At 71.6% G+C, this 13,749-nt stretch carries 11 protein-coding genes; 8 read left to right on the forward strand and 3 right to left on the reverse strand.

The genetic code is table 11. The features are described 5' to 3' along the window. Positions 1-2 precede the first annotated feature (2 nt). Complete coding sequence (locus FCH28_RS29330) at positions 3-1,064, reverse strand: ATP-dependent DNA ligase (RefSeq protein ID WP_136743215.1); 1,062 nt, start codon at positions 1,062-1,064, stop codon at positions 3-5. 134 nt (positions 1,065-1,198) lie between these two features. On the opposite strand from FCH28_RS29330, the gene ligD reads away from it, so the two are divergent. From ligD to FCH28_RS29365, 7 genes are all read left to right on the forward strand, one after another. Further along, entirely contained in the window at positions 1,199-2,209 is a 1,011-nt protein-coding gene (gene ligD / locus FCH28_RS29335; protein WP_136743216.1) for a non-homologous end-joining DNA ligase, read from the forward strand. A 189-nt stretch (positions 2,210-2,398) separates the two neighbouring features. Next, positions 2,399-3,622: a PP2C family protein-serine/threonine phosphatase gene (locus FCH28_RS29340; protein ID WP_136743217.1), complete on the forward strand. Its 1,224-nt coding sequence runs from the start codon at positions 2,399-2,401 to the stop codon at positions 3,620-3,622. Positions 3,623-3,807: 185 nt separating this feature from the next. Then, the gene (locus tag FCH28_RS29345; RefSeq protein WP_136743218.1) at positions 3,808-4,110 is read left to right on the forward strand and encodes a hypothetical protein; all 303 of its coding nucleotides are present in this window, start codon (positions 3,808-3,810) and stop codon (positions 4,108-4,110) included. Positions 4,111-4,257: 147 nt separating this feature from the next. After that, positions 4,258-4,890, forward strand: a complete 633-nt coding sequence (locus tag FCH28_RS29350; protein WP_136743415.1) for a DUF6629 family protein — start codon at positions 4,258-4,260, stop codon at positions 4,888-4,890. A gap of 48 nt (positions 4,891-4,938) precedes the next feature. After that, positions 4,939-5,166: a hypothetical protein gene (locus tag FCH28_RS29355; RefSeq protein ID WP_136743219.1), complete on the forward strand. Its 228-nt coding sequence runs from the start codon at positions 4,939-4,941 to the stop codon at positions 5,164-5,166. 347 nt (positions 5,167-5,513) lie between these two features. Beyond that, complete coding sequence (locus FCH28_RS29360) at positions 5,514-7,598, forward strand: SpoIIE family protein phosphatase (RefSeq protein ID WP_136743220.1); 2,085 nt, start codon at positions 5,514-5,516, stop codon at positions 7,596-7,598. Between the two features lie 342 nt (positions 7,599-7,940). After that, positions 7,941-9,395 (forward strand): APC family permease, encoded by a 1,455-nt coding sequence (locus FCH28_RS29365; RefSeq protein ID WP_246103343.1) that lies wholly within the window; start codon positions 7,941-7,943, stop codon positions 9,393-9,395. Positions 9,396-9,473: 78 nt separating this feature from the next. On the opposite strand, the gene FCH28_RS29370 is transcribed toward FCH28_RS29365, so the two are convergent. After that, the gene (locus FCH28_RS29370; RefSeq protein WP_136743221.1) at positions 9,474-9,827 is read right to left on the reverse strand and encodes a hypothetical protein; all 354 of its coding nucleotides are present in this window, start codon (positions 9,825-9,827) and stop codon (positions 9,474-9,476) included. 463 nt (positions 9,828-10,290) lie between these two features. On the opposite strand from FCH28_RS29370, the gene FCH28_RS29375 reads away from it, so the two are divergent. Beyond that, positions 10,291-12,981, forward strand: coding sequence for a SpoIIE family protein phosphatase (locus FCH28_RS29375; protein WP_136743222.1), 2,691 nt, complete (start codon positions 10,291-10,293; stop codon positions 12,979-12,981). Positions 12,982-13,008: 27 nt separating this feature from the next. Here FCH28_RS29375 and FCH28_RS29380 read toward each other — a convergent pair whose 3' ends face one another. After that, positions 13,009-13,722 (reverse strand): flavodoxin family protein, encoded by a 714-nt coding sequence (locus FCH28_RS29380; RefSeq protein WP_136743223.1) that lies wholly within the window; start codon positions 13,720-13,722, stop codon positions 13,009-13,011. Positions 13,723-13,749 lie beyond the last annotated feature (27 nt).

Genomic DNA, 13,749 nt, shown 5'->3' on the forward strand with positions numbered 1-13,749 from the left:
CGTCAGCCGCCGAGCAGTTCTCCCAGGTCGTAGCCGACCGGCTCCTCCAGCTGGGCGTAGGTGCAGCTCTCCGGTGACCGGTCCGGGCGCCAGTGGCGGAACTGGGCCGTATGACGGAATCTGCTGCCCTCCATGTGGTCGTAGGCGACCTCGCACACCCACTCCGGGCGCAGCGGCACCCACGACAGGTCCTTGCCGCCGCTCCACCGGCTGGGCCCCCCGGGCATCCGCTGCGACGCGTGTGCCGCCTCGTCGGTCCAGTCGCCCCAGGGGTGGTCCGAGACATCGTCCATCCGCAGCGGCTCCAGTTCCTCGACGAGCTTGCGCCGCTTCGCCATGGGGAACGAGGCGCACACCCCGACATGCTGGAGTTGCCCGGCACTGTCGTGCAGCCCGAGGAGCAGGGATCCGACGACCGGTCCGCTCTTGTGCAGCCGGTAGCCCGCGACGACACAGTCCGCCGTGCGAGCGTGCTTGATCTTGAACATCGCCCGGTCGCCGAGCCGGTAGGGCAGATCCAGTGGCTTGGCGACCACGCCGTCCAGGCCCGCCCCCTCGAACTGTGTGAACCAGGTCCGGGCCAGCTCCTGATCGGTGGTGGCGGGCGCGGTGTAAACCGGGGCCCGGGCCGCGCGGAGCGCCTCCACCAGCGCTTCCCGCCGGGCCGACTGCGGCGCGTCCATCAGCGATTCGGAGCCGAGGGCCAGCAGATCGAAGGCGATCAGCGAGGCGGGCGTCCGCTCGGCGAGCATCCGGACCCGGGAGTCCGCCGGATGAATGCGTTCCAGCAGCTCCTCGAAGTGCAGCCGCCCGTCATGGGCGATGACGATCTCGCCGTCGACGACGCACCGCGGCGGCAGCTGGGCGCGCGCGGCGGCGACCACCTCGGGAAAGTAGCGGGTGAGGGACTTCGTCGTACGGCTGCCGATCTCGATGTCCTCGCCGTCCCGGAAGACGATCACCCGGAACCCGTCCCACTTGGCCTCGTACTGCATGCCCGCGGGGATGTCGGTCACCAGCTTGGCGAGCATGGGGGAGACCGGTGGCATGACAGGCAGATCCATGCTCCCGATCCTGCGCGCTCGCGGCGCTTCGCGCGCGCCAGGGGCTTGGTGTGCCCGGGGTTCGAAGACCCCGAGGGTCCGCCCCTGTCGCTCCCCGCCGCGCGCCGGAGCCCCACCGAACCTAGCGTGGACGCATGGCCGCAGGAGCTGTCGAGCTGGACGTCGCCGGGCGCACGGTGCGGGTGTCGCATCCGGACAAGACGTACTACCCGGAGCGCGGATTCACCAAGCTGGACGTCGCCGAGTACTACCTCGCCGTGGCGGACGGGGTGCTGCGTGGTCTGCGGGACCGGCCCACCACCATGCAGCGCTTTCCCGACGGGGTGGAGGGCGAGTTCTTCTATCAGAAGCGCGCGCCGAAGGGGCTGCCGGACTGGCTGCCCACCGCCCGTATCGCCTTCCCCAGCGGACGTTTCGCCGACGAGATATGCCCCACCGAACCGGCCGCGGTCATCTGGGCGGCCAACCTCGGCTGTCTGACCTTCCACCCCTGGCCGGTCCGGCGGGGCGATACCGAACACCCCGACGAACTGCGGATCGACCTCGACCCGCAGCCCGGCACGGATTTCGCCGACGCCGTCACGGTCGCGCAGGCGCTGCGCGAGCTGCTGGCCGAGCACGGGCTGAGCGGCTGGCCCAAGACGTCCGGCGGCCGCGGGGTGCACATCTACGTCCCGATCCGGCCCCAATGGACGTTCACCGAGGTCAGACGGGCCGCGATCGCGCTGGCCAGGGCCATGGAACGCCGGATGCCGGAGCTGGTGACCTCGGCCTGGTGGAAGGAGGAGCGCGGCGCCAAGGTCTTTGTGGACTACAACCAGATGGCCCGGGACCGGACCATCGCCTCGGCCTACTCGCTGCGCGCCCGGCCCCGTGCCACCGTCTCCACCCCGCTGCGCTGGGAGGAGCTGTCCGACGCCGCGCCCGAGGACTTCGACCTGCGCACCGTCCCGCCGCGGTTCGCCGAACTCGGCGATGTGCACGCGGACATGGGCGAGCACGCCTTCGGTCTGGAATCCGTCCTCGAACTCGCCGACCGGCAGGCGGCGGACGAAGGACTGGGCGATCTGCCGTACCCGCCCGACCATCCGAAGATGCCGGGGGAGCCGTCCAGGGTCCAGCCGAGCCGGGCCCGCAAACGCTGAGCGGCACGGCCAGACGAACGCCGCGGGCGCCCGGCAGGGCGCGGCGGCGGCCGCTCGGAGGCCGCATACTGACCGCAGGGCCGGCCGCGCGGCCGCGCCCGTACCGCCTGGTCAAGGGACCGGCCCGGACCGGCCGCCGGCATGCGGCGCACCGGACCAGGGCGCCGACGTCGAGGCAGGCAGCTTGCCGTGAGCGAACCCCGGATCGACTACGCGGCGGTCTTCCAGGACCTGCCGGGAGCCGTGCTGCTGCTCACCCCGCAGTTCGTGATCGTCGACGTCAACGAGGCGCTCCTGCGGGTTTCCGGGCGCGAGCGGGAGCATCTGGTCGGCCGCTATCTCATCGACGTCTTCCCCGACAATCCCGGCGATCCGGAGGCGACCGGCTCCCGCAACCTCCTCGCCTCCCTCCGGCGGGTGGTGTCCACCGGCACGACCGACACCATGGCGCTCCAGCGTTACGACGTGGAGCCGCCCGGCCGGCCGGGCGTGTTCGAGGAGCGCTACTGGAGCCCGGTCAACGCCCCCGTGCTCGGCCCCGACGGGAAGGTGCAGCTGGTCATCCACCGGGTCGAGGAGGTCACCGAGCTCATCAGGGCGCGCCGCGAGGCCGGCGGCAACCGCGAGCGGCTGGAGGCCGAGCTCTACACCCGGGCCCAGGAGCTCCAGGCGGTCAACGAACGGCTGCGCGCCGCCCATGCCAGGGAACGTCAGGTGGCGCTGGCCCTCCAGGACGCGATGCTGCCCGCGCCCCGGCCCGTGGGGCACCACCGGGCGGCGGTCCGCTACCAGCCCGCCGTCGGGGCGCTGAACGTCTGCGGTGACTGGTACGCACTGGACGACCTGCCCGGGGACCGGATGGCGGTGGCCGTCGGCGACGTCGTCGGGCATGGGCTGGCGGCCGCCTGCGTCATGGGCCAGCTCCGCAGTGCGCTGAGCGCCGCGACCCTCGTCGTCGGTGGGCCCGCCCGAGCGCTGGAAGTGCTCGGCCGGTACGCCGGCTCCGTGGACGGCGCCGAATCCACCACCGCCGTGCAGGTGGTCATCGACTGGGCCGCGCACACCCTCACCTACAGCAGCGCCGGCCATCCGCCGCCGGCCCTGCTGCGCCCGGGTGGCAGCGTGGAGTTCCTGGACCGGGCGACCGACCCGCCGCTGGGCGCCCGGCCCGATCATGTGGCCCGGCCCGAGGCGCACACCCCGTTCACCGACGGCACCGTCCTGGTCCTCTACACGGACGGGCTGATCGAACGCCGCCGCGAGGACATCGACGTCGGGCTGGCCCGCCTCGCGGATTCCCTCACCCGGCACCAGGGCGCCGCGCCCGAAGCGCTCGCCGATGCGCTGCTGTCGGAGCTGATCCCGCCCGGCGGCGCCACCGATGACACGGCGCTGGTCATCATCCGCCTCTGACCAGCGGAATCTCCGGTTCGGCGGCGGGCTGCGGAACGGCACGGGCGGGCGTCCCTGTCCTGCGCGGCTGCTGCGGTCGGAGCAATATCAGCACGGAAGAGCGAATATCCCTATTGGCTGCAAAATGCCCTGGTTTCCGCGGTATCGATCCCATGTCCGATCCCTGCCAACCAGGAGAGAACGCAATGCGCAAGATCATAGGACGTTCGCTGGCCACCGTGGCGCTTGCCGCCGTCGCCATCGTCCCGCTCGGCGGCGCGGCCCAGGCCGCACCCGTCGCGCCGACGGCCAAGGTCGTCGTGGCCGACGACGGCCACGGCCGTCATGGCCATGGTCACGGTCACGGTCACGGCCGTCACCACCGTCACCACGGCCACTGGGGCCACGGCGGCTGGGGTCACGGTCACGGTCACGGCTGGGGCTGGGGCGGCGGTGGATGGGGCTGGGGCTGGCCCTTCGGCTGGGGCGGTGGCCTTTTCGGCTTCTAACAGCCAGTAGTTGAGACGGGCCGCCGCGGCGCACCATCCGCGGCGGCCCGTCGTCGCTTGCCCGGACTGCTGCTGGCCGGCCCGCTGGCCGTCCGGCGTGCTGCTTGCCCGGCGTGCTGGTTGTCCGGCCTGCCTCTGGGGGACGTGATGTGCTGGAGCGCGACGGCGGACCTGGCGGCGGGCGCCGGAATCGCCGCCGTCGGAGTGGCCTGCCTCGTACGACTGCGCCGCGTATCCGATCTGCCGCTGGCCGCGCTGCCGCTGCTCCTCGGGATCCACCAGATCATCGAGTCCGCCGTCTGGCGTACCGGCGGCGGCACCGGTCCGGCCACCACGGCCTGGGCGGTCGTCGCCCTGCCCCTGCTCGCCGTATGGGTGCCCCTGGGCGTGCTCCTCGCGGCCCCACCGGCCGCCCGGCGCCGGCTGCTGATCCCCGCCGCCGCGGGTCTCGCCACCGCGGCGGCCCTCGCGTACGGCCTGGCCGACCGCCCCGCGACGGCCGAAATCCGGGGCCACACCGTCGGTTACCTGCTTGCGCTGCCGTACGCGCCGCCGCTCGTCGCCGGCTATCTCGCCGCCACCGTCGGAGCCCTGCTGCTCGGCGGCGATCCGCTGCTCCGGCTGCTGGGCGGCCTGGTCGGCGCGGGGGCGGTGATCTGCGCATCGCTGTGGCGGCTGGAGTTCCTCTCCACCTGGTGCGCCTTCGCCGCGGTGGCCGCGCTGCTGATGTTCGGCTGGGTGGGACGGAACCGGGCGGCCGGGTGGGCCGACGCGGCGTGAAGCGGCCCGCGATATGCGCCCCGTCGTTCCCGGCCGCAACCTGGGGGAATGGACGAGAAGCCACCACGGGTGACCGTGCACCCGCCGGACCCGGACGGGGCGCGGCGCGTGACGGTCGGCGACCGGACCCTGGGAGTCGCCCACCGGATCGAGGACCTGGTGAAGTTCCTGCGGCACACCCGGCTGACGGAGCATGTGCCGCTGGACGAGGTGGAGGTCGAGGAGACCGACCTCATCGACTGGCTCGGCGGCGGGCCGGAGGAGTGGGGAGACTAGGGCCGGTCCGAGGCGGGGCTTGTCGTCCGCGGTCTCGGCGATCAGGGATCGCCGATCAGAGCCCCTCCCTCCGCTCTTCCCTCTGCTCGCCCATCGCCTTCACAGCGCGGGCGCGCTGCGTCGTACCGCCCTCGCTCCGTCATATGGCGTGACGGCTGGCGCCCGTCGTGAAATCCTTCATTTTTCAAGCTCCCGCCCCGGGAATTGATCTCCTGGGGATCCGGCTCTCCCTGCGGGCCCGTCCCGTCTGGAGAGATGATGGAGGGCAGCTGAAGCACGGCGAGAGACGGCCGGTGCACGGAAGCACCACGGCTGCCGGTCCAGGTGGCCGGCGGAAGGAGTGCTGGATGGGTGCGACCGACGCGTTCCCGGACGACGTCGCCGCGGTCGGGGCGGGCCCCTCCGAGCCTGGCGGCCTGCTGGACGTGTTGGGCGTCGCCGCGGTGATGCTCGACGCGCGCGGGCGGATCACGCTGTGGAGCCCGCAGGCCGAGGAACTGTTCGGCTGGACCGCCGAGGAGGCGCTGGGCCAGTCCGCCGCGCACCTGCTCGTGGCACCGGAGAACCTGGAGCTGATTTTCCAGCTGTTCGCCCAGGTGATGGCGAGCGGCAAGAGCTGGGCCGGGGTCTTTCCCGTCGTGCACAAGGACGGCAGCACCCGTCTGGTGGAGTTCCGCAATATGCGGCTCCAGGACGAGCACGGCGACTCCTTCGCCCTGGGCATCGCCACCGACCAGGCGGTTCTGCGCCGGGTGGAGCGGGATCTGGCGCTGTCGGTGCGGCTGGTGGCCCAGTCGCCGATCGGGCTCGCCGTCCTCGACACCGACCTGCGCTTCGTCATGGTCAACCCGGCGCTGGAACGCATCAACGACATGCCCGCCGAACAGCACATCGGCCGCCATGTCGCCGACGCCCTGCAGTTCCTGGACACCGAGACCATCGTGGCCACGATGCGCGACGTCCTCGCCAGCGGAACGCCGCGGCTCGCCCAGTTCACCGTCGGCCGCACCGCCGACGACCCCCACACCGATCACGCCTGGTCGGTGTCGTACTACCGTCTGGAGGACGCCAACGCCCGGGTCCTGGGCCTGGCGACCTCCGTCGTCGACGTCACCGAGCAGCACCGGGCCGCCACCGAAGCCGCCCGTGCCCGCCGGCGCCTCGCCGTCATCGCCGACGCCTCCGCGACTGTCGGCACCACTCTCGACGTCGACCAGACGGCCCACGAACTCGCCGACGTGATCGTGCCCGAGCTGGCCGACCTGGCCGCGGTGGATGTGCTCGACGCCGTCCTGGAGGGCCGGCGTCCCGCTCCCCGCGTCCCCGGCGGACCGGCCCGCTTCCGGGCGCTGGCCGTCTCCGCCGCCTACGCCACCGACGCCGTGCGCGCCGCCGACCCCACCGGGCAGATCGCCTCGTACGACGCCGACCGGCTGATCACCCGGTGTGTGACCGACGCCCGCCCGGTCCTGGTGGCCCATGTGACCGACAAGGACCTGCCGCGTATCGCCGCCGATCCGGACGGTGCCGCGCTGCTCGGGCGGGCCGGACTGCACTCCTATCTGGCGGTGCCGCTGATCGCCCGCGGTGAGGTCCTCGGTGCCCTGTCGCTGTACCGCGTACGCAATCCGCTGCCGTTCGACGAGGACGATGTCGCGCTCGCCGTCGAGCTGGCCGCCCGCGCCGCGGTGTGCATCGACAACGCCCGCTCGTACCAGAGCGAACGCCGCACCGCCCTGACCCTCCAGCGCCACCTGATGAACCACCGGCCGCGCCAGCCCACCGGCATGGAGATCGCCTACCGCTACCAGCCCGCGCTGGCGGCCAGCGAGGTCGGCGGCGACTGGTTCGACGCCATCCCGGTGGCCGGTGACAAGACTGCCCTGGTGGTGGGCGACGTCATGGGCAGCGGCATCAACGCGGCCGCCACCATGGGCCAGCTGCGCACCACCACCCGCGCCCTGGCCGAACTCGACCTGGATCCCGACGAGGTCCTCCGGCACCTCGACCACATCGCCGCGGGCCTCGACCCGGCCTTCGCCACCTGCCTGTACGCGGTGTACGACCCGCACCGCGAGGAGTGCCGGATCGCCGTCGCCGGCCATATGCCGCCCGTCGTCGTCCGGCCGGGCAAGGCTCCCGAACTGCTCGATCTGCCCACCGGCGCGCCCCTCGGGGTCGGCGGCGTGCGCTTCGAGCAGACCACGGTGCCGCTGCGCGACGGCGACCAGCTGGTGCTCTACACCGACGGGCTGATCGAGACCCGCGACCAGCCCATCGACACCCGCCTGGACTCCCTGCTCAGCCTGCTCGCCGAGCCCGAGAGGCCGCTGGAGGAGCTCTGCGACCGGCTCCTGAGCGCGCTGCGCTCACCGCACGGCCACGACGATGTTGCGCTGCTCATCGCCCGGGTCAGCGCCGACGACGCCTGACCGGACTCCGGGCCCGACCTGAGCCGCTGATCCACTGATCCGGTGCCGGTGGAGTGACCGTTTTCCGTGTCGGCCGACGGAAGAATCCGCACCTCTCGCGAGACCGCGAAATCCGCGTAATCGCTGGCCACGATGAGATGGATAGCGCCAAGCATCGTCCATCTCGCGACGGATTTCGTTGTCTCAAAGTGTTGACGGGTTCTTGACGGGGGTCTTGGGCGGGGGTTGTATTCGGTCACCGAAGCGGCGCCGAACGTCCATCGGTCTGCACCGCCTTACGGCATTCACCTCGAAGGTGCCCCCTTCCTGCCCGCCAGCACCGATGGGACATGGATAACTGATATGCCCGACACGACCGTTACCTCCGCAGCTCCTGAGCGGGAGACCCGCAGCGCGACGGAGGGGGACGCCCCCAAACTCACGCGTTCGATCGGTGTCGTCGGAGGAACGCTGCTCACGCTGTCCTGCCTGACCCCGGCATCGTCCCTGTTCGTGATCGTGCCGGACTCGTTCGCCAGCCTGGGCACCGGAACGGCGCTCACCATCGCGGTGGCGGCCCTGCTCTGTATCGGCGTCGCCTTCACCTACTCGGAACTCGGCACGCTCATACCGAGCTCCGGCGGCGAATACGCCATGGTCGGCACGCTCATGGGACGGCTCGCCGGATGGCTGGTCTTCATCCTCTCGCTGATCGTCGTCATGATCGTCCCGCCGATCATCGCCCTCGGCACCGCCGACTATCTGACCCCGATCCTGCAACTCGACCCGCAGTACACCGCCGCCGCGGTCATGCTGCTGGCCACCGCCATGGGCCTGCTCGACCTGCGTGCCAACGCCTGGATCACCGGCATCTTCCTGGTGCTTGAGGTTGTGGCCTGCGCCGTCGTCACCTTCCTCGGCTTCAGCCACACCAACCGGTCCGCCTCCGTGCTCGTCCACCCCGTGATGGACGCCGGGCACGGCCACACCACGGCCATCACCGCCGGGCTGATCGTGACCGGACTGGCCACCGCGCTCTTCATCCTCCAGGGCTTCTCGACGGCCGTGTACCTCGCCGAGGAGATGGACAACCCGCGCCGCAACGTCTCCCGCACCGTGCTGTGGACGCTGGGCATCGGCGCCGCCGTCGTCCTCGTCCCGGTGATCGCGATCACCCTCGGCGCACCGGACCTGGCGACGCTCGGCGCCGGTGACGTCGCCGGCATGGTCCAGGCGTGGAGCAACTCCGCCGTCGGCACCTTCGTCAGCCTCTGCATCGCCCTGGCGATCATCAACGCCGCGATCGTCATGGTGATCCAGAACTCCCGCGTGCTCTTCGCCTCGGCACGCGACGCCGCCTGGCCGACCCCCGTCAACCGCGTCCTGTCCCATGTCGGCCGGCGCTTCGGCTCCCCCTGGGCGGCCACCCTGGCCGTCGGCGTCCCCGGCGCGGTGCTGTGCTTCGTCAACCTCGACACGCTCAGCGAGGTCACCGGCGTCGCCGTCGCCGCGATGTACGTCTTCGTCGCGCTGGGTGCGCTGGTCTCGCGCCGCGGGGCCCACAAGCACCGCCTGGCCTGGCGGATGCCGCTGTGGCCGGCGGTCCCGGCGCTGCTCGTCGTGGCGCTGGCCTGGGTGCTCTCCCAGCAGAGCACCAAGAGCCTGGTCATCACCGGCGTCATCGTCGCGGTGGCCGCCGGGTACTGGGCGGGCTACCTCCGCCCCCGGCAGCAGACGCACTGGGTGATCTCGGTTCCCGAGGACGAGCAGGCCCCCGAGGCCGAGCCCGCCGCCGAGGTGGCGACGGCTTCCGCCTGACGCCCGCCGGAACGCAACGGCACGGGGCCCGTCTCATCGAGAGACGGGCCCCGTGCCGTTGCATGTCGCGCGTCCCGACTACTCGGCGGCAGGCCGGGACAGCGCGAGAGCGTCCAGCAGCAGGCAGACATGGTCGACGGCGTCCCGTCCGTCGCGGCTGTCGGCGGCCTGCGGCGCGTCCAGGAGACCGGCGGTCCCGTGCAGCAGCCGGAGCAGGTCCGCGTTCGCGCCGGACACCGACGCCGCGGGGGAGAGAGCGGACCGTATCTGCTCGGCCGAGAGCGGCCGGCCCGTTTCCAGGAAGTCGAACAGCGCCACGGCGGCACGCCGGTCGGCACCGTTCGGCGTCCATACCCCGAGCGCGTGCTGGTCGATGAGCGCGGCCGCCTGGGCGCGGATCTCCTCGGGGCGGATCTCATCCGATACGTGCATCACGTGCATCCCACGAACGTCTCATATCGGCTCGTCGGCCCGCTGGCCCCCATCCGCCGCCCCGCCGCCGCCCCCGCGCCGCCTCCGATCCGCCGCCGCAACGGCCTGACCAGGAACATTGAGCCGGAGGCCGCATTCCCTCGATCAGCTGCCGTCCGTCATCACGGCTTTTAAACCTGTGGCAAGAGTTACACGCGCCCATGCCCGCATCACCGGCCCCGAATAGCCTGAATACGTCGCAGGCTGTACGTATGGGACACGCCATGGCGGCGCAGTCAGGAACGACGCGACGGCACCGACCCCGCACACGGCCACAGAACCTACCCGCGGGTCTGTCCGCCCTCTGGTGTCCTGGCCAGGACTACGGGACCATCGAACCGTAGATCGACCTGGGTTCCCGGCGGCCGCCGCGCTCCGCATCGTGCGGCTCGCCCACCGTATGCGGGAGGTGTAGAAAGAGGACATGGCCGGACGCTACGGCCGCCCGCGTTCGGTTCTGAGGATGCGAACTGTCGCAGGTCAGGTCTTTCTCCTGCAGGTGGCGATCGTGGTCCTGCTCGTCGCCGCCGCGATGACCGCGCTCGTGCTGCAGTCCCGGACCGACGCGGAACGCGAGGCCACCAACAGATCGGTCGCCGTGGCCGAGACGTTCGCCAACGCCCCCGGCATGGAGCGGGCTCTCAAGAGCCCGCACCCGACCGTGATCCTGCAGCCGCTGGCCGAAGCCGCCCGCAAACGCTCCGGGGTCGACTTCATCGTCGTGATGAACACCGAGGGCATCCGCTACACCCACCCCAAGCCCGACCGCATCGGCAAGAAGTTCGTCGGCAACACCGCCCCCGCACTGGCCGGCGGAATCGTCACCGAGAAGATCGTCGGCACCATCGGACCCCTGGTCCAGGCCGTCGTCCCCGTCTTCGACAACAAAGGCCACGTCATCGGGCTGGTCTCCGCCGGTATCACCATCGCCCGGGTGAGCGGCGTCGTCGACGACCAGTTCCCGCTGCTGTTCGGCGCCGCCGCCGGAGTGCTGCTCCTCACCACCGGCGGAACCGCGGTGGTCAGCAGAAGGCTGCGCCGCCAGACCCACGGCCTCGGCCCCGCCGAGATGACCCGGATGTACGAGCATCACGACGCGGTTCTGCACGCCGTACGCGAGGGCGTGATCATCGTCGGCGACGACCAGCGGCTGCTGCTCGCCAACGACGAGGCGCGCAGGCTGCTCGACCTCCCGGCCGACGTGGAAGGACGCCCCGTCGCCGACCTCGGGCTCGACCCGGTGACCGCCCGGCTGCTGATCTCCGGGCGGATGGTCACCGACGAGGTGCACCCGGTCGGCGAACGGCTGCTCGCCGTCAACCAGCGGTCGACCGATCGGGACGGCGGGCCGCCCGGCAGCGTCACCACGCTCCGGGACACCACCGAGCTGCAGGCCGTCACCGGCCGCGCCACAGTGGCGCGCGGCCGGCTGAAGCTGCTGTACGACGCCGGTACGGAGATCGGCACCACCCTCGACGTGGTGCGCACCTGCGAGGAACTCGCCCAGTTCGCCGCTGCCCGCTTCGCCGACATCGTCTCCGTCGACCTGTCCGAGGCGGTGCTGCGTGGTGAGGAACCGACCACCGCGGGTATCGAGATGCGGCGCACAGCCGTCGCCGGAGACCAGGAACACCTCGCCCTCTACCCGCTCGGAAAACTGATCCGCTTCGAGCCGTCCACCGCCGTGGGCTCCGGAATCGCCGAGGGCCAAGCGGTCCTGGAGACGGATCTGGCGGCGTTCTCCGGCTGGCAGCGGCAGGATCCCCAGCGGGCCAGGCGGCTGGTCGCGGACGGCCTGCACTCCATGATCGCGGTGCCGCTGCGCGCCCGCGGCGTCATTCTCGGCGTCGCGATCTTCTGGCGCTCCGCTGCCACCCCCGAGCCCTTCGAGGAGGAGGACCTCTCCCTCGCCGAGGAGCTGGTCGCCCGCGCCGCGGTCAGCGTCGACAACGCCCGCCGCTACACGCGCGAGCACACCATGGCCGTCACCCTGCAGCGCAGCCTGCTGCCGCGCGGCCTGCCGGCGCAGAACGCCGTCGAAGCCGCGTACCGCTATCTGCCCGCGCAGGCCGGGCTCGGCGGGCTCGGCGGCGTCGGCGGGGACTGGTTCGACATCATCCCGTTGCCCGGGGCCCGCGTGGCACTCGTGGTCGGCGATGTCGTCGGCCACGGCCTGCACGCCGCCGCCACCATGGGACGGCTGCGCACCGCAGTCCACAACTTCGCCAACCTGGACCTGCCGCCCGACGAGCTGCTGTGGCACCTCGACGAGCTGGTCACCCGCATGGACCAGGACGAGGCCGCCGGCGGCACCGAGGGTGGCGTCACCGGCGCCACCTGCCTCTACGCCATCTACGATCCGGCGTCCGGGCACTGCACCATGGCGCGCGCCGGCCACATCCAGCCGGTGCTGCAGCTGCCGGACGGCACCGCGGATTTCATCGACGTGCCCGGCGGCCCGCCCCTCGGGCTGGGCGGTCTGCCCTTCGAGACCTGGGACATGAGCCTGCCCGAGGACAGCCGTCTGGTGCTCTACACGGACGGCCTGGTCGAAGACCGGGACCGGGACATCGACGAGGGCATGGCCCTGCTGATCCGCACACTGGCCGGACACACCGACCGGACACCCGACGAGACCTGCGAGGAGGCGCTCGGCGCACTGCTGCCCGAGCGCCCGGCCGACGACATCGCCCTGCTCGTCGCCCGCACCCGCGTCCTGGACAGCACCCATGTCGCCGACTGGGACGTACCGCCCGACCCGTCGTCCGTCGCCCACATACGAGCCGCGGCGGTCGCCAAGCTCGGCGAGTGGGACCTGGCCGACGAGGCGTTCACCACCGAGCTCATCCTCAGCGAACTGGTCACCAACGCCATCCGCTACGCCACCGGCCCCATCCGCGTACGCCTGATCCGCGACCGCTCGCTGATCTGCGAGGTCTCCGACCGCAGCAGTACGTCACCGCACCTGAGGCAGGCCGCCACGACGGACGAGGGCGGCCGGGGCCTGTTCCTGGTCGCGCAGCTGGCGGAGCGCTGGGGGACGCGGTACATGGCCGGCGGCAAGGTGATCTGGACGGAGCAGTCCTTGGCGGGGGAGGGCGCGTTCGGCGCGTAGGCCGGCGCCCCGGGCCCGGCGGGACGCTCAGCGGTGCTCGGGGTTGTCGGCGTCCGAGCGGCAGCCGGCGTCCCACGCGGTGCGCTGGTTGCCGTGCGCCGGGATGCCGCCCGCCTGCTTGAGCATGGCCGCGATATGCATCAGGTTCCAGGTCATGAAGGCCGTGTTGCGGTTGGTGAAGTCGTTCTCCGGACCACCCGAGCCCGGGTCCAGGTACGACGGCCCGGGTCCGGCCTCGCCGATCCAGCCGGCGTCGGCCTGCGGCGGGATGGTGTACCCGAGGTGCTGCAGGCTGTAGAGCACGTTCATCGAGCAGTGCTTGATGCCGTCCTCGTTACCGGTGATGAGACAGCCGCCCGCCCTGCCGTAATAGGCGTACTGGCCACGGTCGTTGAGGATGCTGGAGCAGGCGTAGAGCCGCTCGATGACCTGCTTCATCACGGAACTGTTGTCGCCCAGCCAGATCGGGCCGCAGAGCACGAGAATGTCCGCGGCCCGCACCTTCGCGTACAGCTCCGGCCAGGCGTCGGACGCCCAGCCGTGCTCCGTCATGTCGGGCCAGACCCCGGTGGCGATGTCGTGGTCGATGGCGCGGATGAGCTCGGTGCCGACTCCGTTGCCCTCCATGAGGCCCCGGCTCTTGTCGATGAGCCCCTCGGTGTTGCTGGTTTCGGGGGAGCGCTTGAGCGTGCAGTTGATGAACAGGGCGCTGAGGTCGTCGTAACGGAAGGCGGCGGCCATCGGGAACTCCTTGGGGCGATGTGGGCG

Source organism: Streptomyces piniterrae, from assembly GCF_005048155.1.
GTDB lineage: Bacteria > Actinomycetota > Actinomycetes > Streptomycetales > Streptomycetaceae > Streptomyces > Streptomyces piniterrae.